Genomic DNA, 25,988 nt, shown 5'->3' with positions numbered 1-25,988 from the left:
GTCAAACTTTTTAACAGATGAAGCGATTCCTGCTCGGCATCTTTTTACTCCAGCCCCTCCTGCTCGGGGCGCAGCCGGTAGTAACAGGCGTTACGGCCTATTACGACACCACTGCCGTGGTGGAACTGTACAACCAGGCGCCGGTGGGGCTGGAGATTACCTACAGTAATGGCGATGTACGGCAAACGGAAGGCTTCCTGGACGGAGATTACCGCTGGCGGGCCATTAAAGTGAGCACACCCGACGGCGAGTTCCGTAACGGCTACCTCCGTTTTGACCGGCAGCGGCTGGCACAGCAGCATTACCAGGTAAAACTGCTGGTATCCCTGCCCGATGCAGGCAACCACCCTCCCTTTGAAACCACCCTGCAGCTTCCCTACATTACCGGGATACGTTTTAATCATTATGCCGACAGCCTGAAACGGGGCATCCACTTCTACCTGAACGTGGAAGGCCGCTTCAGCACCGGCAAAGTGTACCCGCTGGATACTTCCGCCGTACGGCTGGAAAGCTCCGCCGGTCAGCTACTGGGGCAGGACCTGCTGCTTAAGACCGGCGATACTACCCGGTTCATCACCGTAAAGGCGGTGTATAAAAGCAAGCCCACCCTCAAAGTCGAATCCATTGTTCCTGTAAAGCAAAAAGCGGATGACGACTCCATGATCATCCAGGATAAGCAAGACGTATTTAACAATCGAAAGCGAAAAAAAGGCAATTAGATCAGCATCCTTGCTTTCAGCTCCAGGTACTTGTTAATGACCTGCACGGTAAGCTGCTGGGGCGTGCACAGTAAGGACATAATGCCATACTTGGAGAGTTCCCGGGCGATCAGCTTTTTTTCATAGGCAAACTGCTGGGCGATCACCTGCTTATAAATATCTTCCACGCCGCGGGCCGGCTGCTCAGACATCTCTTTCAGCGCCGTATTCTCAAAGAACACCACCAGCAGCAAATGGTAGCGCGCCAGCTTGCGCAGGTAAGGCAACTGCCTTTGCAGGCCGGGCATGGATTCAAAATTGGTAAAAAGGATCAGCAGCGAGCGTTGCGATAAAGCGCTCCTGAGCGAAATGCTCAGCTTTTCATAATCGCTTTCCTGCCATTGGGTTTCCTGGGCATACAGCATTTCCAGCAGCTTGTTCAACTGCGTTTTTTTATTGCTGGCCGGCAGTATTTCCATTTGCTGCGCCGCAATAGTAGCCAGCCCGGACTTGTCGCCCTTCTGCAGGGCTACGTTGCTGAATATCAGGGTGGCGTTAATGGCGTAGTCCAGCAGGGTGAGCCCTTCAAAGGGCATTTTCATAGTACGGCCCTTGTCTATCACGCAGTATACCTGCTGGGAGCGTTCTTCCACGTAGGTGTTTACCATCAGGTTATCCCGGCGGGCCGTGGCTTTCCAGTTCAGCATCCGCACATCATCGCCGCGCACATATTCCTTGATGTGGTCAAATTCCATGCTGTGGCCAACCGTGCGCTTTTTATGCACGCCCAGCTCGCTCAGCCGGTTCATAAAGGACATCAGCTCAAAATTGCGGAGCTGTAAGAAAGAGGGGTATGTTTTTACCAGTTGCTCATTCTCAAAAACAAAGCGGCGCCTAACCAGGCCAAAAGGGCTGGCGGCAAATACGTTGGTGTTACCGAACTGGTAGGCGCCCCGTTCCACCGGCCGCAGCGTAAAGTGAAACTCCTGTTGCGCGCCGGGCTTGAGCCGGGTTTTCAGCACATGGTCCCGCAACTGGAACTGGAAAGGCAGCTCGTCCATTACCGTCAGCGCAGCCGGGAAGCGGTACCGGCTGCTCACGGTGATCAGCACCTCGTTATCATCCCCGTTGCTGAAGCGCACCGGCGTGCGGCGTTCCAGGCTCAATGGCGCTGCCGCAGCGTACAGCAGGGCCATATCCAGCAGCAGCAATACCACTAGCGCCGCAAAGATCAGCAGCGCAATATTGTATACCGGCGGGAAAAAGAAGGCCAGGATGAACAGCAATACGTTGCCGCCCAGGCACAGGTAAAACCGGGTACCAAAAAATAGAGAACCGTAAAGCTGCTTCAGTTTCATCCCTTATAATTTATATTTCACCTCTTACTTCCTACTTCTTACCTCCTACTTCTTACTTCTTACTTCTTACTTCCTACCTCGGCACCTCCACGGCCTTCACGATCTGGGCAATCACCTCATCGGCGGCAATGCCCTCCATTTCGCGCTCGGGCGTGAGCATAATGCGGTGGCGCAGCACATGCGGCAGCATTTCCACGATATCGTCCGGTGTTACAAAGTCGCGGTTGCGCATGGCGGCTACTGCCTTGGCGCAGTTCATTACCGCCAGCGAGGCCCTGGGAGAGCCGCCCAGGTACAGCGAGGGGTTTACGCGGGTTTCCTGCACCAGCGCCGCAATGTAATGCAGCAGCTTTTCCTCAATATGCACCTTGCGCACCAGGGCCTGGAACTCCAGTACCTGGGTGGCGGTCACCACCCGGTTCACCAGTTGGGTAATATCGGGTATGCTGTTATGCTGGTGCATGGCCTGCAGCATGGCCACTTCTTCGGCAATGGCAGGATACTGCACCTCTATCTTGAACAGGAAGCGGTCCAACTGCGCTTCCGGCAGGCGGTACGTACCTTCCTGCTCTATGGGATTCTGCGTGGCGATCACCATGAAAGGCAGGGGCAGGGCATGGGTAGCGCCATCATTGGTCACCTGCCGTTCCTCCATTACTTCAAACAGGGCGGCCTGCGTTTTGGCCGGCGCCCGGTTGATCTCATCTATCAGCACCAGGTTGCTGAAAACAGGCCCGCGCTTGTATTCAAATTCCCGGCTCTGGGGGTTGAATACGGCGGTGCCCAGCACATCGGCCGGCATAATATCGGGTGTGAACTGTATACGCGAAAAGTCCGCATCCACACAACGGGCCAGCAGCTTGGCGGTGAGCGTTTTCGCCACGCCCGGCACGCCCTCTATCAGCACATGTCCCTGTGTCAGCAGGCCCGTGATCAGCAGGTCTATCATCTGGTGCTGGCCGGCTATCACTTTGCCGATCTCCGCACGGATGGCCTCCACTGACTGGTGAAGGGTAGAAAGCTCAGACCTGGGTTCATAAGTGTTAACGTCCATCTATTTCGTATTTAGGTAAAACTGATGTATGTTTTTATAGAACTGTTGTAGAAAGTCGTCGGTAACATGCTCCGACAACTGTATATGATGTATGCTGTCCACGATGTTCCGCACGGCCGCATAGGGCATGCCGGACTTGCGGGCCAGCGTGTCTGCAAAGGCCGGGTTCAGGTGCTGGGTGCTCAGGTAAAAGCGGGTGCGCACATATTCCGTCCAGTGCAGGATCATTTTCTGCGCCAGGTTGCGGTTATTGCCCTGCTGGTAGTAGAGCTGGCCCAGCGTTTCCACAAATTCCAGCGAATTGTTGGCCAGCACGGGCCTGTCCGGTATAATACGCTGCCGCCGCTTGCTTTCAAACAGCACATACAGCAGCAGCAGGGCCAGGAACAGCCACAGCGCCCAGCGCAGGGCCGGATAGCGCATCAGCACCTGCCACTCGCTGAAATCCGTCTGGGGGCCTTTCAGGTACTTGTAATATTCGTCCCAGTACACCCCGGACGGCGTATTGTAGGTATAGGCCACCTGCTTTTCCAGGGTGCTGATGTTACGCCCGTGCATCAGGAAATAATTGGTAAAGGAGGAAGGGTTCAGCGACACGAACACATCCCCTTTGCCATAGCTGATCCGGATGAAGTTGGGCTGCGGACCGTGGTGGCCGGTAATGCCGTTGGTGCCCAGTATGGTGGTATTGAGCGTATCCAGCCGGGTGAAGAAGCGCCCGCCGTAAATGCCCTCGCGGTGAAAGGCGGTGTCCGGGGCCAGGAAAGGATTTACAAAATGCTGCACGCTGGATGGAATGCTCAGGGAGGTGTACGCAGAATCCACGGCAATGCCTAAACGTTCTTTCAGCAGGCTGTCCGGCTGGTTCACAGCCAGGAACAATTGATTGCCGTCCGCAGCAAAGCGCAGCATATTCTCTATATCCTGGGTGGTGGCATACAGCTTGTCGGCCACCAGTATGTACAGGTTGCCATCTCCCCTTTTCAGGTAGTCATTTTTCTCATAGCTGCGCGTAAAGGGCTTGGTCATCACCTTCAGCGATTCGCCGCTGTACAGGTGCTGCAGGCAGGTAAAGGCCACGTAGCAGCCGCCCGGGTGCTTATCCTTGTGGGAAAAGCTTTGCCGGGTAAGGTCCTTCGCCTCGGCGCTGTTGCGCGACTGGTTGCCGGCCACCAGCAACAGCACAAAGCACAACACTACCAGGCCGGTGATAATAATGAAGATCTTTGATTTCACGAAGGCAAATAAATTATTGACTTACCAGGTCGTTTATAAATTGCCGGAATTGTCCGTGAATACGGCTGAACTGCGCTGCATTCACATCCACTTCTCCGTACCATATATATTCATAATCTCTTGTAAGGCTGGCAAATGGCCGGTGCCAGGGCGTTTGTAACAATACCCGCAGGTAGTCTGCGTTGGTCTTGTCCCTGGTGAGGGTGATCAACTGCCGCTCCGCCAACTGCCGCAGGGCCTGTAAATACAGGTACCGTACCGCCAGCCGGAACTGCCCGGCGGCAATGGCTTCCTGCACCTGCTTTTCATAGCCGCCCACACCGGGATCTTCCTCCATGTTACCTGCCGCATCCGTTTCCACCGGCTTCCGGGAAAAACGGTAGCCCTGCTGGCGCAGGAAAAACACGAGCAGTAACACCAGCCCCGTCACCAGCACAATATATATCACGATGCGGATACTCTGCAGGAACCCCAGGATGGCCAGCAATGCCACGCCCAGCCAGGAAGGGGCCTTGTTCTCCTTCTGCTCCAGGTCATATTGCAGCCGCTTATCGGCACGCAGCTCTTTCAGCACCGCAGGCGGTACGCTACGCCCCACCAGCCCGCCATTATTCCACCATACTTCCGTACTGTCCACCGGTACCGGCACCGCGCGGTCCCACAGGTAATGCTCCTTTATCTCCTGCTGCTGGTAAGCTCTGTTATCCACTTCTACCGCGGTTTCTTCCGCGTAGTCATCACCGGCATCGATGCTGAGTGCCACCGTGTCCAGCTCCTGCGCCGGCAACAGCAGCGGCAGCACACCAAAAGCCAGCAGCAGCAAATAACGTCTATACCTGTCTGTTATGCTCATATATACGGTTTAGTTGGACTGCCCGGGCCGGATCACGGCGCCGGAAATGTCCAGCCGGTAGCCCTTTCGCTGCAGGTATATGGGGTACACCACAAAATACCCGACAATGAACAGCAGGGACACCAGCAATATCAGGAGGCTCAGCCACAGCGGCATAGCGGTGTGCCGGGTTACAAAACCTTCCAGGAAGGCCGCCACAATGAATACAGGCACCAGGCTTACAATTACTTTAATACCGTCGCGGGCAGCCTTTTTCAGGGAATCGAGCCGCTTGCGGGTGCCGGGAAACAGCAGCCCGCTGCCCATGATCATACCGGCCGTACCGGCTATCACGATGGCGGATATTTCCAGGGTGCCATGTATCCAGATAACCAGCACCGATTCCCAGCCCAGCCCTTTGGCAAAAAAATAATACTGGAAAGAGCCCAGCATAATGCCGTTCTGGAACAGCAGCCACAGGGTGCCAGCCGCAAACACGATACCGCTTACAAAGCACATAATGGCCACCTTGATATTGTTGAAAGCAATGAAAAAGAACATCACCCATTCATTGCCGCTTTTATACACGCCAAAAGGATCGCCGCTGGCAATGTTCTGCTCCGTCATGTTCACGTACTCATCGCCCAGTACGCCCCGCACAAAGGTTTCGTCATGCGCGGCGGAAAAAGCGCCGATAATGCAGAAGAGCAGGAAATAACCGAAGGTAAACAGCAGCAGCCGGTGATACCGGCGTATCATCAGCGGCAGCTCCAGGCTAACAAAGGTACGCACCCGCCCGGCATCCTCCCGGCGGTTGCGGTAAATATGCTGGTAAATGGCGGCGGCCATCCCGTTGATATACTTCGTTACCTTGCTGAAGCTGTAAAAAGTTTTGGCATAAGCGAGATCATCCAGCAAACTGGTGAACCGCTCCGCCATCACATCCGGGTCATCGCTGGGTTCCTCCTGGTACCGCTTCCAGCGCGGTAAATTCTTTTTAATAAAGGTGGATTCTCTCATGCCTGACAAACATATACATTAATTACTAAATTTGTGCATGGCTGCTATAAAAATACCCACTGCATTCAACATCGATCTTGAATTCGAAGCGTCCGATATCGGCCAGCGTTTTGTGGCCTGGCTCATAGACCTGGCTATCCGCGCTGCCTACGTATGCCTGATCTGGATCGTGGTGGCCAACATACAATGGTCCGGCCAGAGCGGCGCCGTGTTTGCTTTCTGGACGATACTGATCCCGGTAAGCCTGTACTTCCTGCTGTTTGAAATAGTCATGAAAGGACAGTCGCCCGGTAAAAAAGCGCTGGGCATAAAAGTGGTCAGCCTGCTGGGCAACCCGCCCAGCTTCAGCCAGCACATGATACGCTGGGTGTTCCGCCTGCTGGAAACGCCCTTCCTCATCTGGGGCATTATTCCCATTATCGCTATTGCGCGCTCAAAGTACAACCAGCGCCTGGGCGACCTGGTAGCGGGCACCATCGTGGTGAACACCAAAACAAAAAGCAGCCTGAACGACACCATTTTCCGGGACATATCCCAGGCGGACTACCAGCCGCGTTTCCCGCAGATACTGCGGCTGTCAGACAAAGACCTTAACAAAGTAAAAGAGCTGATGGACCGCGCACTGCAATCCGGCAACCAGGAGCTGGCCGCCAAGGTAGCCTACCGTGTAAGGGATGTGCTGAAAATTGAAACGGACATGGAGCACATGCAATTCCTGGAAACCCTGCTGAACGATTATAATTATTACGTTACCAAAGAATAAACATTCACTTCTTCACCACCGTAGTGTCGGTCCAGCTATCGTGCCAGGGTACCTGCCCGAAACCGGAAAACGCTTCAAAAGGCACGATACGGCAAAGGCTCCTGTAAAAAGCGGTTTTCAGGGTGATCGGGTTACCTTTCCTGGTAACGGCATAGGTACCGGTGATTAGCTTACCAATGGTGCGGCCTTTGTTCAGCGCCTCCATCGTGGTATAGTACCATACATAGCTGATGTACATGAGCAGGTACAACGGCAGCCCCTCAAAAACACCGTCCGAATTGCCGCCCAGGAGCCCGATGACCACTCCTACCATCACCACTATCAGGAAAGCAAAGGCATAAGCCACGATCCTGTCTATTATATAATTGCCAAAACGCTGCCCCTGCGTTGCGGGATTCAGCACCACCATATCATCAAGATCATCCAGCAGGTCCTCCTGCCGGGAAGATGGATTAACAGTCTCCATGGGTAATAGGTTTTGTACTAAAATAATCAATATTTCGCCCGGAAAGAAAGATGGGGCCGGCTAAAAGCGCCCGCCCCATCTGATTGGATAAGAATTTTCTCTCTTGTGACTAGCCCAGGGAGATTATTTCACGTCTGCGCCAATGCTTTGGATCTGGTCGCCCAGGTTGGTAGCGCCGGGATTGCCGGCAGGGCCCTGGTACTGGATCGTTTTGTCGAAAGCCATGATGGGCAGGAAGATGAATCCCAACAGGATCAACCCTACCGTAAAACCCTCGCTTTTGCCGAAGCTCTTGCTGAGCAGGTTGGTAGCCCAGATGCCCCAGATAATGCCGATGTAGGGAATCATCATCAGCAGCAGCCAATACCAGGGCTTGCCGATGATCTTTGTCATAATGTAATAGTTGTAGATGGGGATAATGGCGGCCCAGCCCGGCTGGCCTGCTTTCTCAAATACCTTCCATAAACAGAAAAGGTAGAATGCGACCAGTACCAGCATTACCAGAATGAAGCCGGTCCCGAACATTGAAGATGAATCCATAAGTACTGAGGTTTTTAGGTTGAAAGAATTTTATATTACAAATAAACCATCTTTCTTTGAAATTGTTTGCATTTGTATATTATTTTTTTTCCACATACAATACACCCGGATCAATGTAGGAGGCAAAACCCCGTATATCTTCCGTTTAAAATTTGCATTTTCCCTTAATGCTCCGTACCTTTGCAACCGGCAAGTCTTATACGACCAGCTCCTGCTGAACTCCCCCAGGACAGGAATGTAGCAAGGGTAGGCGGTTGTAGCGGTGCGATGTAAGTAACTTGCCGTTTTTTTTTCTCTATAAATTCCATCAATTATTCCAGGTCATTAGTTCATGTCAATAGTCATCAGGGTGGCTATTTACCTCCTGCCGCTCTACTAATGGCCATGTTCAAATGACCCTATTACTTCGAGGACAAATAATATTCATATGAAATTCTTTATTGATACGGCTAATCTCGCACAGATACAGGAAGCACACGACCTGGGCATTCTGGACGGCGTAACTACCAATCCTTCGCTGATGGCCAAAGAAGGCATCAGGGGCGAAGAAGCTATTATGAAGCACTATGAGACCATCTGCGAAATGGTTAAAGGCGATGTGAGCGCGGAAGTGATCGCTACCGACTTTGACGGTATTATCGCGGAAGGCAAGAAGCTGGCAGCCCTGCACCCCCGCATCGTGGTAAAGGTGCCCATGATCAAGGACGGCGTAAAGGCCATTAAATGGTTTACGGAAAACAAGATCAAGACCAACTGCACCCTGGTATTCTCCGCCGGGCAGGCCATACTGGCCGCCAAAGCGGGCGCTACCTATGTTTCCCCTTTCATCGGCCGTATAGACGATGGCGGATGGGACGGCGTGGAGCTGATCGCACAGATCGCCAACATTTATAACATACAGGGCTTCAAGACCGAGATACTGGCAGCCTCCATCCGCAGCCCGCTGCACATCATTAAATGCGCGGAAGTAGGCGCGGATGTGTGCACCTGCCCGCTGGACTCCATCCTGGGCCTGCTCAAGCATCCCCTTACGGATATTGGCCTGGCCAAGTTCCTGGAAGATGCCAAGAAAACCAGGTAACGCTACCTTATTTTATTTTCTTTAGATGGTGTCCCCGGCGCAGTTGCGCCGGGGATTTTTTTTAAGAATTGCTTATCTTCCTGTATCATACTTCATACATCTTACTTCATACTATGATCCTATCTCTCGACCAGGGCACCACCAGCTCCCGCGCCATTGTATTTGACCAGCAGGGCGCCATTCAGGCCATCGCACAGAAAGAGTTCCGGCAAATATACCCGCAGCCCGGCTGGGTGGAGCATGACCCGATGGAAATATGGTCCTCCCAGGCAGGCGTAGCGGCAGAGGCCGTGGTAAAGGCCGGGCTGGACGGCAGCCGCATTGCCGCCATCGGTATTACCAACCAGCGGGAAACCACCATTATCTGGGACCGGGAAACCGGCAAACCGGTGTACAACGCCATTGTATGGCAGGACCGCCGCACCGCCGCCACCTGCGACGAACTGAAAGCACGGGGCCTGAAACCCCTGGTGCAGGAAAAGACCGGCCTGGTGATAGACGCCTATTTTTCCGGCACCAAAATAAAATGGATACTGGACAATGTGCCCGGCGCACGGGAACAGGCCGGCAAGGGCCGGCTGGCCTTCGGCACGGTAGACAGTTGGCTGATCTGGCATCTCACCAAAGGCCGGCTGCATATAACGGATATTACCAACGCCTCCCGCACCATGCTGTATAATATCCATACCCTGCAATGGGATACGGAGCTGCTGCAAATGCTGGACATTCCCGCCTCCCTGCTGCCGGAGGTGAAAAGCTCCAGCGAAGTGTACGGCCATACCGAAGCTACGCTTACCCCTCACCGTATACCCATTGCCGGTATAGCCGGCGACCAGCAGGCGGCCCTCTTCGGCCAGCTATGCACCACGCCCGGCATGGTAAAGAACACCTACGGCACTGGCTGCTTTATGGTGCTGAACACCGGCCCTAAAGCCATTCCTTCCAGGAATAACCTGCTCACCACCATCGCCTGGCAGATCAAAGGTGAAACCACCTATGCCCTGGAAGGCGGTATTTTCATAGGCGGCGCCGTGGTGCAATGGCTCCGCGACGGGCTGGGCATCATCCGCCATTCCGCCGATGTGGAGCAACTGGCCACCTCTGTTACCAGCAGCGACGGCGTATACCTGGTGCCTGCTTTTGCAGGGCTGGGCGCTCCCTACTGGAACCAGCACGCCCGCGGTACCATGGTGGGCATGACGCGGGGCACTACCGCCGCCCACATTGCCCGGGCTGCGCTGGAAAGCATTGCCTACCAGACCCGGGACGTGCTGCAAGCCATGGAAGCAGATGCTGGCATGCAGATACAGGAGCTGCGGGTAGACGGCGGCGCTACTGCCAACAATCACCTGATGCAGTTCCAGGCGGATATCCTGGATACCAAAGTGGTAAGGCCCCTTATTACGGAAACCACCGCCCTGGGCGCTGCTTACCTGGCCGGCCTGGCCACGGGTTACTGGGACAGCATGGATACACTTGGCAGCCATTGGCGGATGGACCGGGCTTTCTCTCCCCGGATGGACGCTCCCCAACGCGAACAACTGGCCCGGGGCTGGGAAAAGGCAGTAAAGGCGGCACTGGCGTGGACGGAATGATGTGCAGATATGCAGATGTGCAGATGTGCAAATGATGATCTTGGCGGAATTTCATCTGCACATCTGCATATCCGCACATTCGCAAATTGAATATGGTGGTTATAGAATAAATATTTAATTTTCCCCGGTATGCGTCATGCAAGCAGAACCGCCACCATTTACGCCTTTTTCCGTGCTGTAGAATCCAACCGCCCTCCCCACGACCGGTTGTTCCATGATCCATATGCCAAACATTTCCTGACCCCGGTCCTGAAAATGTGGGTATGGCTGTCCGCCTATCCACTCTTCAGGTGGTTTGTGCCCTGGTACGTGGAACTGCGCTGGCCGGGGTCCATCACCTCCGTAGTGGCCAGAACAAAAATGATCGACAACTTCACGCTGGAAGCCATCCGCCGGCACGGTGTATACCAGGTGATCCTGCTGGGCGCCGGTTACGATACCCGGGCCTACCGGCTGGAAGAAGAAAAGGTACAGTTTGTGGAAGTGGACCGGCCTAATACCCAGGATTACAAGAAAGACCTGCTGCACAAACTGGGCATCCGGCCCTTTATACCGGTGGATTATGTGTCTGTGGATTTCCGGGAACAGCCGCCCGAGAAAACGATCCCCGGCCTGCTGCAGCAAAAGCATTATAAAACGCTGATCATCTGGGAAGGCGCGGTGAATAACCTGACGCCGTCCCTGGGCAATACCATGTTCCGGTACTTCCAGAACTACCCTTCCGGCACACGCATCATCTTCAACTACGTGGACAGGGATATGTTTGCACACCCGCGCCGCTTCTTCGGCGCTTCCCGTGTAGTGCGCATGCTGAAGAAAATGAACGAACAGTGGGATACCGGCCTCACTCCCGAAACCCTCCCCGATTTCCTGGCTATCTACAACATGGAGCTGCTCTACGACGAGAGCGCTACCGAATACCGGCGCCTGTACACCGGTAGCCGTGATCACCGGAAGATGCGCGGCTACGAATTCCTGCGGCTGGCCATGGCCGTAGTAAAATAAACCATTTAATTTTCATTTTTTTCTGAAAGTTTTGTAATTTTGATATGGATTTGGTTTTTGCTGCAGCGGTATAGCTGGTACAGCATTTGTCGCTGCTCTATGGAGACCAATAGCAACAGATTGTCTGATTATTAAATCTTTATTTATGATCCAGCCCAATATTCCCGAAACCGGCCAGCCCCGTGTAGTGATCGTAGGCGGCGGGTTCGGCGGCATTAATCTGGCCAAACAGCTCAAAAAAGCGCCTGTACAGGTAGTACTGCTGGACAGGAACAATTATCACCTTTTCCAACCGCTTTTATACCAGGTATCCACCGCAGGGCTGGAGCCGGACAGCATTGCCTTCCCCCTGCGCGGCATATTCGGCCGTCAAAAGAACTTTCACTTCCGTATGGCGGAGGTAAAAGGCGTGCGGCCGGAGGAGCGCATACTGGAAACCGGTATTGGCGATATACGCTATGACTACCTGGTGCTGGCCACCGGCAGCAATACCAACTTCTTCGGGAACAAGCTGATAGAAGAGCATGCCATTGGCATGAAATCGCTGATAGAGGCCGTACAGATCCGGAACTATGTGATAAAGCAGTTCGAGGAAAGCCTGCTGCTGGCAGACGAAGCGGAAATAAAAGCCAAGCTCACCTTTGCCGTAGTAGGCGGCGGCCCCACCGGCGTGGAAATGGCCGGCGCCATTTCAGAGCTGCGCAAGTACATACTGCCCAAGGATTACCCGGAGCTGCCACTGGACTGCATGGAGATCTACCTGATAGAGGCCGGCCCCCGCATACTGCCCGCCTTAAGCGATCTTTCCTCTGCCAGGGCGGAGAACGGGCTGCGGGCTTTGGGCATACGCGTGCTCACCAATGTGCTGGTGAAGAACTATGACGGGCAAACGCTGCTACTGGCCAACGGCGACCAGATAGCCACCAAATCGCTGATATGGGCGGCCGGCGTAAAAGGCGTGCCTGTCAACGGCCTGCCCCAGGACACCATCATTCCCAGCGGCCGCATACTGGTAAATGAATTTTGCCAGGTAAAAGGCTTTGATAATCTCTACGCCATCGGCGACATTGCCCAGATGACCAATGACCCGCGCTTCCCCAAAGGCTACCCCATGGTGGCGCAGGTAGCGATACAGCAAGGTAAGCTGGTGGCGGCCAACCTGGTAAAGCAGTTAAAACGGCAACCCCTGCAGGCCTTCCATTACAAGGACCTGGGCAGCCTGGCCACCATCGGGCGCAACAAGGCAGTGGCGGAAATAGGCAAAATGAAATGGAGCGGGCGCTTTGCCTGGTTTATATGGATGGTGGTGCACCTTATGAGCCTGCTGGGCTTCCGCAATAAAATGGTGGTGTTCATCAACTGGTGCTACCGCTTCTTTACATTTGACAGGGGCACCCGCATTATTATCAAACGCGGCGCCGCCAATATTGTAAAGCTGCGGCAAAGCGTACTGACGGAAGAAGCTGTTGGCCATTAGCTGCCGGCCTATTTCCTGTTCAACATACTGTTGAGCGTAGTAGTGGCTACCAGCTCGTCTGAGCGGCCGCCCAGGGGCCGGTAATAGATCAGGATGGTGTAGTTGTTCTCTGTTTCCCACCAGTTGCCTTCCGTATACTCCGTATCGAATGTGGCATTGGGAATGGTACGGTCTACCAGGCCATAGATGTAGTTATAAAAACCCTGCTTCAGCAACAGGGAGCCTTCATACACCTGCCGCTCCGGGTTATAGGTCATTTTATTGCCTTCATTGCACTCATAGCTGGTCAGTTCCCCGAATATGTACAGGTCGTAACCGGCATAAGGCTCCCGGGCGGGGTAAGTAAAATGCACGGTGGCGTAATCGCCTTCAAAATTGGGATCGTAATTATCCAGCGTGGCCAGTTGGAAACGGCCGTTAATATCCTTGATGTACTGGTATATGGTATTGGAGCGGTCCAGGTCCGGTTTTACATACACATCGGTACCGGTGCGGCGGTAGTCGGAATGGTCTACCCGCTCTGTTTGCAGGCGGAAGCTGCGCAGGTCTACCCAGCGCCATTCCTTACCGGCGGGGAACACGCAGTCCACCTCCGTATTGTAAACGATATCCGTACCCTTGAGGAACATGGGCTTGATGCCGCTGATGGCGTTGTCCCAGCGGTAGTTCTGCAGGATGTACACCTTGATCTGGTCAAAGGGATTATTCACATTCAGGCCGCCGGTGCTTACGGAAAAGTTTACCTTCTGGCTGGTGCGGAACAGTTTGGGGCTGACCGGCTGCTGTATGAAGCCCGATACGCCGGCCCTGTTATCCACCACCAGCATCCTGCGTGTAAAGGCCAGTTGAGTGGTATCGCTGTCCAGGTACACTTTCAGCAGGTAATTGCCCGCCTTTTTCGGATAGCTGTTATTGTTAGGCACCATTACGCTGTAATGGGTATATCTCTGCAGGGCCACGCTGGAGAAGCGGTAATCCTGTATCCGGTTCTCGGAGAAGCCCTGTAAATAATCGAAGGTGTTCACCGGCGCCGGTGTCCAGTCCGCATTGCACAACACAAAGGTGAAGTAGTAGTTCTTGGTGTCATTGTCCATATCATCGAAGCTAAGCTGCAGCTTCTCCCCTGAGCCCAGTTGAATGATAGGAAGGGCCAGCGGATCACTGGCGGGGCTGAACTTAACGGACCTGATATTGTTATAGTAGATATGGTCCGGTGTGACCCGGTTTTCCTGTGCAGCAACGTGGAGGGTTAGCAGTTGGATGACCGTGATCGACAGTAAGCAGGCTCTTATCTTCATAATAACTCGAATAGCGGGTTTAAGTTACCGCATTTTTTCCGTTTCTTCGTACTATCATGCGCTTATCTTTCTTTATCGCCAGGCGGATCGCGTTTAACAGGGGCTCATCCTTCTCCAGGTTCATCATCAACATAGCCATTATTGCTACGGCCATCAGCGTAGCCGTGATGATACTGGCTACTGCGCTGGTGAACGGCTTTCAGCAGGTGATACAGGAAAAGATATTCAGCTTCTGGGGCCATATTCATGTTACCCAGTACCAACCCAATGCCGGGCCGCTTACAGAACAGATACCCTTTAACGAGGACACCGTGCTGGTGCAGCGCCTGCGGCAGGTGCCCGGCGTTACCATTGTTAATGCCTATGCCACCAAATCGGCCATCCTGAAAGCAGACAAGGATATTGAAGGCATTATTTTCAAGGGAGTGGACGCCCGGTATGACTGGCAGCACCTACAACGCTTCCTGGTGGCGGGCCGGCCCATACAGTATAACGACAGCAGCTATGCCGGGGAGATCATTATTTCCCGGAGCACCGCCCAAACGCTGCAGCTACAGTTGAATGACAAGGTGATCGTATATTTCATCCAGGGTGGCGGACAGCCTCCCCGTGCGCGCAAGCTGACCGTTACCGGAATATACAAGACCGGTATAGAGGAATATGATAAGACCTACATCATAGGCGACATTAACCTGGTGCAGCGGCTGAACAACTGGGACGCTGCTGGCATCGGCGGTTACGAGGTGTTTGTAAGCGACTACCGGCAGATGACGGACATTGCCTGGAGCATTGATTCGCTGATACCGCAAAAGCTGTTTGTACGCACTATCCGCGACATCTACCCCAACATCTTTGACTGGCTGCAGTTGCAGAACAAGAACGAAGTGATCATACTGGTGATCATGACCATTGTGGCCATCATTAACATGATCACCGCCATCCTGATACTGATACTGGAGCGCACCAACATGACCGGTATCCTGAAAGCGCTGGGCATGCGCAACTGGTCTGTACAAAAGATATTCATTTACCAGGCGGGGTATATTGTGCTGGCAGGCCTGCTGCTGGGCAACCTGCTGGGCCTGGGCATTGCCTTCCTGCAACAGACCACCGGCTTTTTCAAGCTGCCGGAAGAATCCTATTACATGTCTGTAGCAGCCATAGACCTCCACTGGTGGGAAGTAGCGCTGATCAACGTTTGTACGTTTGCGATCTGCATCTGCGTGCTGCTGGTTCCCTCTCTTATTATCAGGCGGATCACGCCGGTGAAAGCGATACAGTTCAAGTGACCTGCATCAGATCAGTAATCTTCCGCAAATGATACCCGTAGCTACGGCTGCATTCAGCGACTCTGCGCCGCCCAGGCGGGGAATGGTGATGCGGTAGGTGCAGAGGTCCTGCAGGGGCTGGCTCAGCCCGCGCGATTCATTGCCTATCAGCAGCAGGCCCGCCTTGACCGGCGCAAACTCCACGATGCTGCGGCCATGCAAGGTAGCGGCGTAAGAGGGTACGGCCCCCTGCTGCAGCAGCGGCGCCAGCTCGCCTTCCGCCACCTGTACCCGGGCAATGCTGCCCATGGTGGCCTGTATGGTTTTGGGATTATAAGCATCTACACAGTCGGGGGAACAGATCACCCGGGCAATGCCAAACCAGTCGGCTATACGAATAATGGTACCCAGGTTGCCGGGGTCCTGTATGCCCTCCAGCGCCAGCGTAACGGCGCCGGTCAGCGGCACGGCCGGCGGCGCAGGCGGGATGTCCAGCAGCGCCACTACCTTGCCGGGAGTGGTAAGTGCAGACAACTGTTTTAACACCGGCAGCGCCACATCCACTACCTTCAGGCCCGGAACCTTTGCCAGCAGCGCTTCCTGCTCCGCTATCCAATCAGCAGCAGCATACAGCTCCCGCACCCGCCCTCCACGCAGCAGCTCGGGCACGATCTTGTCTCCCTCCGCTATATACTGGCCGGATTTTTGACGGTATTTTTTGTGCTGTAATGATTGAATATACTTAATTTGCGCCTTTGACAACATGGGCTCAAAACTATTTAAAAAATACCATAATTGATTTCACCGAGATGCAGCCGCCACATAGTTCCCATTCTTCTTTCCTGAACTATACAGTATTACTGATTACCCTGCTAGTGCTGGCTGCCTGCTCCAATACCAAGTACCTTCAGCAAGATCAGACCCTTTATACCAGCGCCTCCGTGAACGTTAAAGGTGAAGGGCTGGCCGCAGCCGATAAACAGGACCTGCGCAGCTCCCTCAGCTCCAAGTCCCTGATGCTGCAGCAGCCCAACTCAAAATTTATGGGCACCCGCATCAAGGTGTGGCTGTATAACCAGAAGTACAATGAGCAAAAATCCAACTGGTTCTGGAACCTGATGCTGGCCCCCCGCAACCTGGAAGCGCCGGTGCTCTATGACTCCACCAAAACCAAGGCGTCCATAGACAGAATGGTGAGCTACCTGAACAACCAGGGCTATTTTTACGCTACCGCTGCTTACGATGAGAAGATACGCCACCAGAAGGCCTCCGTTACTTACCAGGTAAATACCGGCAAGAACTTCCTGGTGGACCAGATCTATTATGACGTGCAGGATTCCGCCATCCTCGGGCTGGTAAAGAACGCCGAACCCTTCTCCCTGATCAAAAAGAACATGCCTTACAAGCAGGAAGTGCTGGCAAGTGAAAGGGAGCGGCTGTTCAGACTGGTAAAAAATGCCGGCTACTACAAATTCAGCCGCGACGCCATCGAGTTTGAGCTGGACACCCTGCACAAGGCCCTGTTCCGCAACCCGCTGAATCCCTTTGAAGGCATTACCAATATTTTCAGTGAAAGGAAAGCGCAGGAAAAACCCACCATGGACATTACCGTCCGGATCAGGAACCCGGAAGATACGCTGGCCTCCTGGGAGCCTTACCGCATAGACTCCATCTACGTATACCCGGACTTCCCGATCAATGGCAACCCGAACGATACCAGTTTTAAAACGGATGTGCAGCCCCATATTGTCATCCGCTCCCGGCAAGACATACTCAAGCCCCGCGTACTTTCCCGTTCGGTGCTGCTGCGTAGCGGCGACCTCTACTCCCTGCAGCGGGATAACAATACCATTAACCGGCTGTATGACCTGGGGCCCTGGCAGATCGTTACCCTTGAATACAAAGAAAGAAAAGATACCAGCGGCAAGCTGAATGCCTACCTGTACATGCGGCCCAAACGCCGGCAGGAGTTGGGGGCCAACTTCGAGGTAAGCACCAGCAGCGACTACCTGGTGGGCACCGGCGTAAGCCTCAACTACCGGCACCTGAACCTCAACAGGGCGGCCAACCAGCTAAGCATCAGCCTGAACACCGGCCTGGAAATGATCCGCAACCAGCAGAACAGCTTCGTGGTGCAGGCCAAACAGTTCGGCGGACGGGTGGACCTTACCTTTCCGCGGTTCATTACGCCGTTCCCCATCCGGACCGGCAACCGCTCCACCATCCGTACCCGCCTGAGCGCCGGCTTTGACTACCTGTCCAGGATAGACCGGTTCAAGATCAACAACATCAACGCCTCCTTCGGGTATGAATGGAATGAATCCATTTACAAACGCTGGATCGTAAAGCCCATCTCCCTGAACTATGTGGGGGTAAGCCTGAACCCGGATTTCCGCGACACCGTGGTAAATCCCAATCCCTACCTGCGGAGAAGCTTTGAGCCGGCTTTCATAGGCGGGGAGAATGTGACCTTCATCTTCAGCAACAACGATGCGCTGCACAAGCGGCACAATTCCTACTTCCGGGCCAATATTGAAGAATCCGGGCTGTGGCTGAACGGCATCAACAGTATTATGAACTGGGTGTCCAACCGGCAGAGCAACCTGGAGTCCATGACCGGGCTTACCATCTCCAATTTTATAAAGCTGGAAGCGGATTACCGCCACTACTGGAACCTGAACCTCCATTCCTCCCTGGCTACCCGCATCTATGCCGGCGTGGGCATCCCGTACAGCAAGTCACAGGTGCTGCCCTATATCCGGCAGTTCACCGCCGGCGGCCCGTTGAGCATACGCGCCTGGCGCCTGCGCACCCTGGGCCCCGGCTCCTACAAGGACTCTTCCGCCATTGCACAGATCTTCCCGGACCAGACCGGGGATATGAAGCTGGAAGGCAATATTGAATACCGCTTTGACCTGTTGCGCATGTTCAACGGTACAGTAAACCTGAAAGGCGCTACCTTCCTGGACATCGGCAATATCTGGATGCTGAGCAGGGATACGTTGCGCCCCGGCGGTGAGTTTCACCTCAACAAACTTTACCATGACCTGGCCATTGGCACCGGCGCCGGCCTGCGCCTGGACTTCAACTTCTTCCTGGTAAGGCTGGACTGGGGCATCCCTTTAAAAGTACCTTATTTCACCGAACAGAAAAACGGCTGGTACTTCAGCGAGTGGGACCTGGCGGACAAACAGTGGCGCAGGGATAATATCATCTGGAATATCGCGATCGGCTACCCGTTCTAGGAAGGCTGAAAGCTAAAGGCATAAAGCAGAAGGCTGACCGTAGCGAATTTATCTGCAGCAAACAGCTTTGCTTTTTGCTTTATGCTTTCGGCTTTAAGCTTTCAATAAAAGTTTGCACCTCCAGGGCATCCTCCAGCCGGAACCCGCCGATGCGCGTTCTGCACAAGCTGCTCAGGTATGCACCGCACCCCAGCGCAGCGCCAAAATCATTGGCCAGCGAGCGTATATAGGTGCCCGTACTGCACACCACCCGGAAGAACACTACCGGCATTTCGATCTTCGTCAGCTCAAATTCGCGGATCACTACCCGGCGCGGCTCCACTTTTACCTCTACCCCTTTGCGGGCCAGGTGGTAAATAGGCTTGCCGTTCTGCTTGATGGCGGAATGTATGGGCGGCAACTGCTGCTGCTCTCCCAGGAAACCGGCGGCGGTAGCATGTAACAGCGCCTCGTCAATCCCGCTGGTATCCTTCGGTTGTTCCGGTTCGGACTCCAGGTCAAAAGTGGGGGTAACAGCCCCCAGGGTAAAGGAGCCGGTATATTCCTTTTCCTGCGCCTGGTATTCGTTGATCTTCTTGGTCATTTTACCGGTGCAGCAGATCAGCAAACCGGTAGCAAGGGGGTCCAGCGTACCCGCATGACCTATCTTGGCCTTTGTAGCATTCCTGATCTTGCGCACTACATCAAAAGAGGTCCAACGCAATGGCTTGTTAATAAGCAGCACCTGTCCTTCCTGGTATATATTTTTTTCCTCGTTTGGCTTCATGCCGCAAAGATACATGTTAGCTATGCGCTTTTTTGCTATTTTAGCGCACTATGGCTTTAAAGCAACATAAAGACGCCAACTTGAGATACCAGCAGCAGGTAGACAATTCCCGCAGCTACGTGATTCCTTTCATAGAGCAGGCCATGCCCGTTACCGCCGGCATGCGCGTAATGGAAATAGGCTGCGGGGAAGGCGGGGTGCTCACGCCCCTGCTGGAGAGAGGATGCCATTGTGTGGGCGTGGACCTGGATAAGGGAAGAATAGCGCTGGCGCATGAGTTTTTAAGCACGTATGTAGAGAACGGGCAACTGCGCCTGATCACCAACAATATTTACGATGTTGATTTCCTGGGGGAGTTCCGGCATGCTTTTGACCTGATCATCCTCAAGGACGCCATTGAACATATACCGGAACAGGAAAAGATCATCGCTTACCTGAAAAACCTGCTTGCTCCCAACGGGCAGGTGTACTTTGGCTTTCCGCCTTGGTACATGCCGCATGGCGGGCACCAGCAGATATGCCATAACAAGGTGCTGAGCATGATGCCCTACATCCACCTGCTGCCACGCCCCTTATACCGCTCGCTGCTGCGCGCCTCCGGCGAGGAGGAAGGCATTGTGCGGGAGCTGCTGGAGCTGAAGGACACCGGCATTTCCATAGAGCGCTTTGAAAGAATTGTACGGCAGTTGGGATTCACCGTTACCAACAAGCAGCACTATCTCATCAATCCTATCTATAAGTATAAGTTCGGGCTGCAGCCGCGCACCCAGTGGGGACCGGTAAGCCGGATACCGTTCCTGCGGAACTTCGTTACCACCTGCGTATACTACCTAATTAAGAATTAATAATTAACAATTAATAATTCATTGTTAATTATTAATTATAAAATTATTCATTGCTCCAGATATCCCAACTGGCTTCCGCCTGCAGCACCAGCATTTCGTGGCCGTTCTTGATGGCGGCCCCTTTGGCTTCTCCCTGCTGCAGGAACAGGGTTTTGGCGGGATTGTAGATCAGGTCGTACAGCAAATGATGCCGGGTAATGCATTCATAAGGCAGTGCGGGCGCCGTATCTGTTTGCGGGTACATGCCCAGCGGGGAGGTATTGATGATAATGGTATGGCCGGCAATAATATCCTTGTCCAGCGCATCGTAGGTAATAACGCCGGGCTGTGCGCTGCGGCTTACCACCATAAAAGGAATATTTAGCTCCTGCAGCACAAACTTTACGGCTTTGGCTGCGCCGCCGGTACCCAGGATCAGCGCATGGGTATGATGCGGTTTCAGCAGGGGTTGCAGTGATCTTTTGAAGCCGGTAACATCTGTATTAAAGCCGGTGAGCGTGCCCTCGTGAAACTGTATGCAGTTGACCGCCTTTACCTGCTCTGCTGCCGGACTTAGCCCGTCCAGCCAGGGCAGCACCGCTTCCTTGTAGGGAATGGTAACGTTCAGCCCGCAAAGGTCCGGCTGCTGTTGCAGCAGGGCCGGGAACTGCGCAATGTCCGGCAGGGGAAAGTTCTCATACACACAATCCCGTATCCCCTCCCGCCGGAATTTTTCCTCGAAATAACCTTTGGAAAAAGAATGACTCAGGGGATGACCGATCAATCCGAATACTTTCATACATAGTGGAATTAATAATTAATAATCGTAGCACGAATGTTTCAACAGAGCATGGATGTTGCGCATATTATTAATTCTTAACTATTAATTATTAATTATTTACTCTTTATCCAGGAACAAATGGAAACTGTCGCCGCGCAGCCCTACCCGCATGGCTTCCAGGGATATTACTTCATTGGGGGCCAGGTTGCCCAGGTTGGCATTACAGCCTATCAGCTCCAGGAAGTACAACTGCTGCGCTTTCTGGGGCGCTTCCCAGATGATCTTTTCGGCAGGCACCTGCGTCAGTATTTCCTGTACGAGCCCTTCCCGCACCTCTCCGCTGCCGCGGTAAATACCTACGTTACCGCTTTCGCGGGCTTCGGCAATTACATAGGAGGCGCCGGCTTCCAGCTCCGCCCGCATCAGCTCTATCCATTTATAGGGAGGGATAATGTGCTCGGCATCTTTGGAGCCCACTTCGCTCAGCACCAGGCCCAGTTTTGCCAGCTTCTCGATATAGCCGCATTTTTCAGAATGCGGGATCGTGATGGACCCGTCTGATACTTCCATATAGTTAATACCGTAATCCCTGATCACATTGATGTACTCCTCCAACTGGTTGCGGATCAGGAACGCTTCAAACAGGGTGCCGCCAAGGTAAACAGGTATATTGTGTGACTGGTAAAGCTCGATCTTTGCCCGGAGGTTGGGCGTAACGAAGGAAGTGCCGAAGCCCAGCTTCAGTATATCCACATGCGGCGCCGCTACTGACAGAAAGTTCTTTGCTTCTTCAAGACTCAGCCCTTTATCCATTACCATTGTCAAACCATTGCTCCTGGGCTTCTTTGTCCGGTCAGGGATCTGTGTAAGGTTAAAATTCATCCGTATATTTTTTTCTCTTTTTAATGGCCGGATGGAACTTAGTGATATCGCTCCATAATTTGCCTTTATGCCAAATCGGGTGCCAAGTTAAAAAAACGGGTCAAAAATAAGAACAATCTTTAATTTATATGTCACTGCATCGCTGAAACAGGAAAGTAAAAAGTTAAAAAGAAAAAAGAAAAAGCTGAAAGCCGTCTTTCACAAAAAAACGCTGCCTTTTTTTGGAGAGACAGCGCTGTTATTTTTTCTTCGTTGCTTTTTTATTTTTTCTTCCGATAGCGGGCTATCAGCTCCACTACGTTGCTGTGCTGCAGGAGGGCAGGATCCAGCTCCACCATTTTTCTCAACTGTCGCGGCGCCAGTTGCAGGGCGGTTTCCAGTTGTATCAGCCCTTCCTTGGAGCGGCCCTGTGCTATGAGCACGGCGGCGCGGTAATACTGGAACACGGGCTTGCGGCCCAGCTTCTGCTCCGCTTCGTCGAGCTGTACCATGGCCTCGTCAAAGAAGCCGGACACATACAGGCCGCGAATAAATTCCTGCCAGGTGCCTATGCTCTGCGGTTTGATACGGAGGGCGCTCATGAACTGTATCAGCGCGTCCTTGTTCTTGCCCAGTTCCAGGTAGCACTGGCCCAGGGCTACATAATAGTCGGCGCTGCTCTTATTGATCTTTAGTGCGCTGGCAATGGACTTTACGGCGTTCTCCCAGTTGGCTTCCATCATGTAGGCCACCGCTATCTTGTAATACAGCTTATCGTCCTGCGGGCTGAGATGCGAGGCTTTGCGGTAATAGTAACGCGCCTGGGTAAACTTGCGCATCTTTTCATAGCAATGGCCGATGGCTTCATAGATCACGTCTTCCGGCTTGGCTATTTCCAGGTGCTTTTGCAACACTTCAATAGCATCCTGGAACTTGCGCAGGCGGATATAGGCATCGCCCATGTTACGATAGGCGTAATCAAATTTTTCGTCGATGGCCACGGCATACAGGTAGGAGTCGATCGCCTTTTCATACAGCTTCAGTCCCTGGTAAGCCGTGCCCAGGTTGAACCAGGCCAACTGGTTGTATGGGAACTCGTTGATGATATTGGAGTGCAGGCGTATGCTTTCTTCATTGCGCCCGGTGTATTCCGTCCAGAAGCAGATCTTGTGCAGCGCTTCCTCGTTATTGGGATCGTGCTCCAGCGCTATCTTCAGGCAGTCAAACACGCGGTCAAACTCCTCCCAGTCATCATACACATCCGCCAGTTCCAGCAGCAGCTCCGTGCGGTCCTCGCCGTCAAACTGCTGTATCTGTTCCTCCAGCAATGCTGCAGCCTTTTCATGCTGGTTCAGGGCCAGGTAAATATCCGTTTGAAGGATGTACAGGTTAATGTCCGTACTATCCAGTATGGCCGCTTTCTCCAGCAGCTCCAGCGCGTCCGTGTATTTCTTGGTTTCTATCAGCAGGTTGGCTTTTTTCAGCAGCAGGGTGGAAGAATAAGGAAACTGCTCTATGGCTATTTCTGCTGCCTGTATGGCGTTGGGTAGTTCGTCGTGCTCGTCGTAGTAATCGATAATCTGCTCAAAGGAATCTTCGTCCAGGAAGGAATGAGACCGGCCAGCCCTGAGGTTTTCGAACTGCTGCAACAAGTCTCTTAACTCCTCAAAATCCTCGTTAAATAATGGAAAGTCTTGATTCATTACTGTAAATATAATAATTTTATCCAACCACGCAAATGTGTGCAAAACTGCCGTTCGTGTAAATTTTTAACACTTTGTTAGGAATTTTTTTTAAATTGCGTTAAGAATTTGTTATATGATATATTGAAAAGTTTGTACATTTGTGACACAATGAAAACGAGAACCTTCATATTGCAATCTTTTTCATTGTCCTGCTTACTGGCAGGCATGCTGGTGTTGAGCGCTTTAACGGCTGGCGCCAATGATCTGAAGCTCAACAAGGACAATAACGATAAAGATAAAGCGAACAAAAAGACAGAGAAAAGCTTGTTGATGGGAGCGCTGCCCAAAACCAACCTGAGCCTGGATGCCGGGTTCCGGTACAGCGGTATGCTCAGCTCCGAGTTCAAGCTTACGCCCTCCAATACGATGAACATTAAGTCTGTAATGACCTATAAAAAGGGCAACGTTACCTACGTGCTGCCGTATAACTTCCAGGTACAGCAGTCGTCCAACATGCAGTTCCACAAGCTGCAGATCGTACTCCCGTTGAAATAAGAAATTATAAATAAAAAGTAAAAAGGCGCGGATGATCTCCGCGCCTTTTTACTTTTTATTTTTTAGTCTTTATTTGCTCAGCCCCTGATCCTTTCCAGCTCTTCCTTGCTGATCAGCTTATAACCAGCAGCAGGTACTTCGAAGTAAGACGCCGGTACGGGCTGCAGGTCCACACTGGTGGCCGTGGCTTTCATCTTAGCGCCCGTTTTGGTAATGATCTCAAACTGCAGGGGTATCCCTTTCAGGTTCATGAAGCGGCGGCTGTAATGCTTGTTTTCCGGTATCAGGTCGGGGGCATAATATACTTCGAAGGTTTCCCCTTCCGGCATGGTGCCCACGGCCTTCTGGCACTTGTACCCCACCAGCTCCTGCGTGCCCGGCTCGTCCTTAAAATGAATGCTGGTATAGCGTTTCAGGTCCTTTTCATATTCATCGCTGCCGGAGCGGATCAGGTATTTGCCGCTGTGGCTGTCGATCAGGGTCACCAGGGTATGTTGCCGGCTGTCAATAATGTAGGTGTAGCGCACCACGTGCAGGTCCATGTCTATGCGGCTCAGGTGTCCGCGCATGTATTGGGTGAGGGTGCTGCCTTCCAGCATGGCGTCCAGTTGCGCCTGTTCAGGCGGCAGGTCCAGCCGGTATACGATCCGGGCATCGGACACATAGTGCTGGGCGCACAACCGGCCTGCTATCAGGCTCAGCGCCAGGCACGTAAGCAACCATTTGTTTGGCAAGTTCATGGGCATAAAGCTTATGTTTTTCATAGGTACGATCCGGGTAACTCACCATACTAACTTCTCCTTGTCCAGGAACGCCTGTATGCCTCTTTTGCACTCCGCGTGCTCGCGGGTGGCGGCATTCAGCCGGGCGGCCTGCTCCAGGGCTTCGTTCAGGGGCTTGTCCAGTACACCCCCTATCAACTGCTTGGTAACTTTCAGGGAATGGGCGGCCGTTTCTTTGCACAGGGCGGTGGCTACGCGGGCCACATGATCCGCGATGCTGTCTTTGGGCACCACTTCGTTGATCAGGCCATAATCCCTGGCTTTTTCTGCGCCAATGAGCTGGCCGGTGAGCAGCAGCTCCCGGGCCCTGCCCTCTCCTGTTTTCCTCACCAGGAACACGGATACCAGCGCCGGTATAAAGCCTATTTTCACTTCCGTATATCCCAGGCGGGCTTCCGGTACGGCATAGCTCAGGTCGCAGAGGGTCACCAGGCCGCAGCCGCCGGCAATGGCATGCCCTTCTACCTGGGCTATCACTATCTTGTCATGATAATAGATCTGTTGCATGAGCTGCATGAGCTGGCGGGAGTCTGCCAGGTTCTCCTCGAAGGTATTCTGCTGCAACTGCTGTAAATATTCCAGGTCTGCACCGGCACAAAATGCTTCGCCGGCGCCTTTCAGCACGATCACTTTTACCGCTTCATCTTCCGCTGCCTGCAGGAAAGCCTGCTGCAGCTCCTTTACCATGGCGCCGTTCAGCGCGTTCCGTTTTTCGGGCCGGTTCAGCGTAACGGTCGCAATGCGGTCGCTCACCTCATAGGTAATGCATAAAAAGGCAGTGCTGTGCTGGTGTGACAA

25 protein-coding genes and 1 other RNA gene are annotated in these 25,988 nt (G+C 53.2%); 11 read left to right on the top strand and 15 right to left on the bottom strand.

What is annotated here, in order from left to right; all coding sequences use genetic code 11:
• Positions 1–17 precede the first annotated feature (17 nt).
• Positions 18–719, top strand: coding sequence for a hypothetical protein (locus LX66_RS11165; RefSeq protein ID WP_145713183.1), 702 nt, complete (start codon positions 18–20; stop codon positions 717–719).
• Here the strand turns inward: LX66_RS11165 and LX66_RS11160 are convergent.
• The 5 genes from LX66_RS11160 to LX66_RS11140 all read right to left on the bottom strand — a co-directional run bounded on the left by LX66_RS11160 (position 716) and on the right by LX66_RS11140 (position 6,198).
• On the bottom strand, positions 716–2,056 hold the full coding sequence (locus LX66_RS11160; RefSeq protein WP_145713181.1) for a DUF58 domain-containing protein: 1,341 nt from the start codon (positions 2,054–2,056) through the stop codon (positions 716–718). The two genes, LX66_RS11165 and LX66_RS11160, sit on opposite strands and share 4 nt — an antisense overlap.
• Positions 2,057–2,129: 73 nt before the next feature.
• Positions 2,130–3,110: an AAA family ATPase gene (locus tag LX66_RS11155; RefSeq protein WP_145713179.1), complete on the bottom strand. Its 981-nt coding sequence runs from the start codon at positions 3,108–3,110 to the stop codon at positions 2,130–2,132.
• Positions 3,111–4,346: a DUF4350 domain-containing protein gene (locus LX66_RS11150; protein WP_145713178.1), complete on the bottom strand. Its 1,236-nt coding sequence runs from the start codon at positions 4,344–4,346 to the stop codon at positions 3,111–3,113.
• A 13-nt stretch (positions 4,347–4,359) separates the two neighbouring features.
• Complete coding sequence (locus LX66_RS11145) at positions 4,360–5,199, bottom strand: DUF4129 domain-containing protein (RefSeq protein ID WP_145713175.1); 840 nt, start codon at positions 5,197–5,199, stop codon at positions 4,360–4,362.
• A gap of 9 nt (positions 5,200–5,208) precedes the next feature.
• Positions 5,209–6,198: a stage II sporulation protein M gene (locus LX66_RS11140; RefSeq protein ID WP_145713173.1), complete on the bottom strand. Its 990-nt coding sequence runs from the start codon at positions 6,196–6,198 to the stop codon at positions 5,209–5,211.
• A gap of 37 nt (positions 6,199–6,235) precedes the next feature.
• On the opposite strand from LX66_RS11140, the gene LX66_RS11135 reads away from it, so the two are divergent.
• Positions 6,236–6,961, top strand: a complete 726-nt coding sequence (locus tag LX66_RS11135; protein WP_145713171.1) for an RDD family protein — start codon at positions 6,236–6,238, stop codon at positions 6,959–6,961.
• A gap of 4 nt (positions 6,962–6,965) precedes the next feature.
• On the opposite strand, the gene LX66_RS11130 is transcribed toward LX66_RS11135, so the two are convergent.
• A complete protein-coding gene (locus LX66_RS11130; RefSeq protein ID WP_145713169.1) occupies positions 6,966–7,427 on the bottom strand; it encodes an RDD family protein in 462 nt (153 codons plus the stop codon).
• Positions 7,428–7,550: 123 nt separating this feature from the next.
• Positions 7,551–7,967 carry a DUF5684 domain-containing protein gene (locus LX66_RS11125; protein WP_145713166.1) on the bottom strand — a complete coding sequence of 139 codons (417 nt, stop codon included), beginning with the start codon at positions 7,965–7,967 and terminating at the stop codon, positions 7,551–7,553.
• A gap of 187 nt (positions 7,968–8,154) precedes the next feature.
• Between LX66_RS11125 and ffs the strand changes: the two genes are divergently transcribed.
• The 5 genes from ffs to LX66_RS11100 all read left to right on the top strand — a co-directional run bounded on the left by ffs (position 8,155) and on the right by LX66_RS11100 (position 13,125).
• Positions 8,155–8,254, top strand: an RNA gene (gene ffs / locus LX66_RS11120) — signal recognition particle sRNA small type.
• A 140-nt stretch (positions 8,255–8,394) separates the two neighbouring features.
• Positions 8,395–9,048, top strand: coding sequence for a fructose-6-phosphate aldolase (fsa, locus tag LX66_RS11115; RefSeq protein WP_145713164.1), 654 nt, complete (start codon positions 8,395–8,397; stop codon positions 9,046–9,048).
• A 113-nt stretch (positions 9,049–9,161) separates the two neighbouring features.
• Positions 9,162–10,643: a glycerol kinase GlpK gene (gene glpK, locus LX66_RS11110; RefSeq protein ID WP_145713161.1), complete on the top strand. Its 1,482-nt coding sequence runs from the start codon at positions 9,162–9,164 to the stop codon at positions 10,641–10,643.
• Between the two features lie 129 nt (positions 10,644–10,772).
• Positions 10,773–11,648 carry a class I SAM-dependent methyltransferase gene (locus LX66_RS11105; RefSeq protein ID WP_145713159.1) on the top strand — a complete coding sequence of 292 codons (876 nt, stop codon included), beginning with the start codon at positions 10,773–10,775 and terminating at the stop codon, positions 11,646–11,648.
• 145 nt (positions 11,649–11,793) lie between these two features.
• On the top strand, positions 11,794–13,125 hold the full coding sequence (locus tag LX66_RS11100) for an NAD(P)/FAD-dependent oxidoreductase (protein WP_145713154.1): 1,332 nt from the start codon (positions 11,794–11,796) through the stop codon (positions 13,123–13,125).
• Positions 13,126–13,133: 8 nt separating this feature from the next.
• Here the strand turns inward: LX66_RS11100 and LX66_RS11095 are convergent, their stop codons facing one another.
• Positions 13,134–14,423, bottom strand: coding sequence for a type IX secretion system plug protein (locus LX66_RS11095; RefSeq protein WP_145713151.1), 1,290 nt, complete (start codon positions 14,421–14,423; stop codon positions 13,134–13,136).
• A 56-nt stretch (positions 14,424–14,479) separates the two neighbouring features.
• Between LX66_RS11095 and LX66_RS11090 the strand changes: the two genes are divergently transcribed.
• On the top strand, positions 14,480–15,712 hold the full coding sequence (locus LX66_RS11090; protein ID WP_145713148.1) for an ABC transporter permease: 1,233 nt from the start codon (positions 14,480–14,482) through the stop codon (positions 15,710–15,712).
• A 6-nt stretch (positions 15,713–15,718) separates the two neighbouring features.
• Here the strand turns inward: LX66_RS11090 and LX66_RS11085 are convergent, their stop codons facing one another.
• A complete protein-coding gene (locus tag LX66_RS11085) occupies positions 15,719–16,456 on the bottom strand; it encodes a TrmH family RNA methyltransferase (RefSeq protein ID WP_145713145.1) in 738 nt (245 codons plus the stop codon).
• 44 nt (positions 16,457–16,500) lie between these two features.
• On the opposite strand from LX66_RS11085, the gene tamL reads away from it, so the two are divergent.
• Positions 16,501–18,936: a translocation and assembly module lipoprotein TamL gene (gene tamL, locus LX66_RS11080; RefSeq protein WP_145713142.1), complete on the top strand. Its 2,436-nt coding sequence runs from the start codon at positions 16,501–16,503 to the stop codon at positions 18,934–18,936.
• Between the two features lie 79 nt (positions 18,937–19,015).
• Here tamL and truB read toward each other — a convergent pair whose 3' ends face one another.
• Positions 19,016–19,702 carry a tRNA pseudouridine(55) synthase TruB gene (truB, locus tag LX66_RS11075; protein ID WP_145713139.1) on the bottom strand — a complete coding sequence of 229 codons (687 nt, stop codon included), beginning with the start codon at positions 19,700–19,702 and terminating at the stop codon, positions 19,016–19,018.
• Positions 19,703–19,752: 50 nt separating this feature from the next.
• Between truB and LX66_RS11070 the strand changes: the two genes are divergently transcribed.
• On the top strand, positions 19,753–20,547 hold the full coding sequence (locus LX66_RS11070; protein ID WP_145713135.1) for a class I SAM-dependent methyltransferase: 795 nt from the start codon (positions 19,753–19,755) through the stop codon (positions 20,545–20,547).
• 43 nt (positions 20,548–20,590) lie between these two features.
• Here LX66_RS11070 and LX66_RS11065 read toward each other — a convergent pair whose 3' ends face one another.
• The 3 genes from LX66_RS11065 to LX66_RS11055 form a co-directional block, all read right to left on the bottom strand.
• Complete coding sequence (locus tag LX66_RS11065) at positions 20,591–21,325, bottom strand: shikimate dehydrogenase family protein (RefSeq protein WP_145713133.1); 735 nt, start codon at positions 21,323–21,325, stop codon at positions 20,591–20,593.
• Positions 21,326–21,424: 99 nt separating this feature from the next.
• Positions 21,425–22,189 (bottom strand): phosphosulfolactate synthase, encoded by a 765-nt coding sequence (locus LX66_RS11060; protein ID WP_145713130.1) that lies wholly within the window; start codon positions 22,187–22,189, stop codon positions 21,425–21,427.
• A 260-nt stretch (positions 22,190–22,449) separates the two neighbouring features.
• Entirely contained in the window at positions 22,450–23,871 is a 1,422-nt protein-coding gene (locus tag LX66_RS11055) for a tetratricopeptide repeat protein (RefSeq protein WP_145713107.1), read from the bottom strand.
• A 150-nt stretch (positions 23,872–24,021) separates the two neighbouring features.
• Here LX66_RS11055 and LX66_RS11050 point away from each other — a divergent pair, with 150 nt between their 5' ends.
• Positions 24,022–24,408, top strand: coding sequence for a hypothetical protein (locus tag LX66_RS11050; RefSeq protein WP_145713105.1), 387 nt, complete (start codon positions 24,022–24,024; stop codon positions 24,406–24,408).
• 77 nt (positions 24,409–24,485) lie between these two features.
• On the opposite strand, the gene LX66_RS11045 is transcribed toward LX66_RS11050, so the two are convergent.
• Positions 24,486–25,148 (bottom strand): hypothetical protein, encoded by a 663-nt coding sequence (locus tag LX66_RS11045; protein ID WP_145713103.1) that lies wholly within the window; start codon positions 25,146–25,148, stop codon positions 24,486–24,488.
• Between the two features lie 42 nt (positions 25,149–25,190).
• Positions 25,191–25,988 carry an enoyl-CoA hydratase/isomerase family protein gene (locus LX66_RS11040; RefSeq protein ID WP_244620372.1) on the bottom strand — a complete coding sequence of 266 codons (798 nt, stop codon included), beginning with the start codon at positions 25,986–25,988 and terminating at the stop codon, positions 25,191–25,193.

Source organism: Chitinophaga japonensis (assembly GCF_007830125.1).
Lineage (GTDB): Bacteria > Bacteroidota > Bacteroidia > Chitinophagales > Chitinophagaceae > Chitinophaga > Chitinophaga japonensis.
This window is presented reverse-complemented; position numbering and strand designations above follow the sequence as displayed.

Excerpts from the sequence above, each read along its gene's own strand:
- LX66_RS11165 (WP_145713183.1), top strand. The coding sequence starts at position 18 with ATGAAGCGATTCCTGCTCGGCATCTTTTTACTCCAGCCCCTCCTGCTC.
- LX66_RS11160 (WP_145713181.1), bottom strand. The coding sequence starts at position 2,056 with ATGAAACTGAAGCAGCTTTACGGTTCTCTATTTTTTGGTACCCGGTTT.
- LX66_RS11155 (WP_145713179.1), bottom strand. The coding sequence starts at position 3,110 with ATGGACGTTAACACTTATGAACCCAGGTCTGAGCTTTCTACCCTTCAC.
- LX66_RS11145 (WP_145713175.1), bottom strand. The coding sequence starts at position 5,199 with ATGAGCATAACAGACAGGTATAGACGTTATTTGCTGCTGCTGGCTTTT.
- LX66_RS11140 (WP_145713173.1), bottom strand. The coding sequence starts at position 6,198 with ATGAGAGAATCCACCTTTATTAAAAAGAATTTACCGCGCTGGAAGCGG.
- LX66_RS11135 (WP_145713171.1), top strand. The coding sequence starts at position 6,236 with ATGGCTGCTATAAAAATACCCACTGCATTCAACATCGATCTTGAATTC.
- LX66_RS11130 (WP_145713169.1), bottom strand. The coding sequence starts at position 7,427 with ATGGAGACTGTTAATCCATCTTCCCGGCAGGAGGACCTGCTGGATGAT.
- LX66_RS11125 (WP_145713166.1), bottom strand. The coding sequence starts at position 7,967 with ATGGATTCATCTTCAATGTTCGGGACCGGCTTCATTCTGGTAATGCTG.
- fsa (WP_145713164.1), top strand. The coding sequence starts at position 8,395 with ATGAAATTCTTTATTGATACGGCTAATCTCGCACAGATACAGGAAGCA.
- glpK (WP_145713161.1), top strand. The coding sequence starts at position 9,162 with ATGATCCTATCTCTCGACCAGGGCACCACCAGCTCCCGCGCCATTGTA.
- LX66_RS11105 (WP_145713159.1), top strand. The coding sequence starts at position 10,773 with ATGCGTCATGCAAGCAGAACCGCCACCATTTACGCCTTTTTCCGTGCT.
- LX66_RS11100 (WP_145713154.1), top strand. The coding sequence starts at position 11,794 with ATGATCCAGCCCAATATTCCCGAAACCGGCCAGCCCCGTGTAGTGATC.
- LX66_RS11095 (WP_145713151.1), bottom strand. The coding sequence starts at position 14,423 with ATGAAGATAAGAGCCTGCTTACTGTCGATCACGGTCATCCAACTGCTA.
- LX66_RS11090 (WP_145713148.1), top strand. The coding sequence starts at position 14,480 with ATGCGCTTATCTTTCTTTATCGCCAGGCGGATCGCGTTTAACAGGGGC.
- LX66_RS11085 (WP_145713145.1), bottom strand. The coding sequence starts at position 16,456 with ATGTTGTCAAAGGCGCAAATTAAGTATATTCAATCATTACAGCACAAA.
- tamL (WP_145713142.1), top strand. The coding sequence starts at position 16,501 with ATGCAGCCGCCACATAGTTCCCATTCTTCTTTCCTGAACTATACAGTA.
- truB (WP_145713139.1), bottom strand. The coding sequence starts at position 19,702 with ATGAAGCCAAACGAGGAAAAAAATATATACCAGGAAGGACAGGTGCTG.
- LX66_RS11070 (WP_145713135.1), top strand. The coding sequence starts at position 19,753 with ATGGCTTTAAAGCAACATAAAGACGCCAACTTGAGATACCAGCAGCAG.
- LX66_RS11065 (WP_145713133.1), bottom strand. The coding sequence starts at position 21,325 with ATGAAAGTATTCGGATTGATCGGTCATCCCCTGAGTCATTCTTTTTCC.
- LX66_RS11060 (WP_145713130.1), bottom strand. The coding sequence starts at position 22,189 with ATGAATTTTAACCTTACACAGATCCCTGACCGGACAAAGAAGCCCAGG.
- LX66_RS11055 (WP_145713107.1), bottom strand. The coding sequence starts at position 23,871 with ATGAATCAAGACTTTCCATTATTTAACGAGGATTTTGAGGAGTTAAGA.
- LX66_RS11050 (WP_145713105.1), top strand. The coding sequence starts at position 24,022 with ATGAAAACGAGAACCTTCATATTGCAATCTTTTTCATTGTCCTGCTTA.
- LX66_RS11045 (WP_145713103.1), bottom strand. The coding sequence starts at position 25,148 with ATGAACTTGCCAAACAAATGGTTGCTTACGTGCCTGGCGCTGAGCCTG.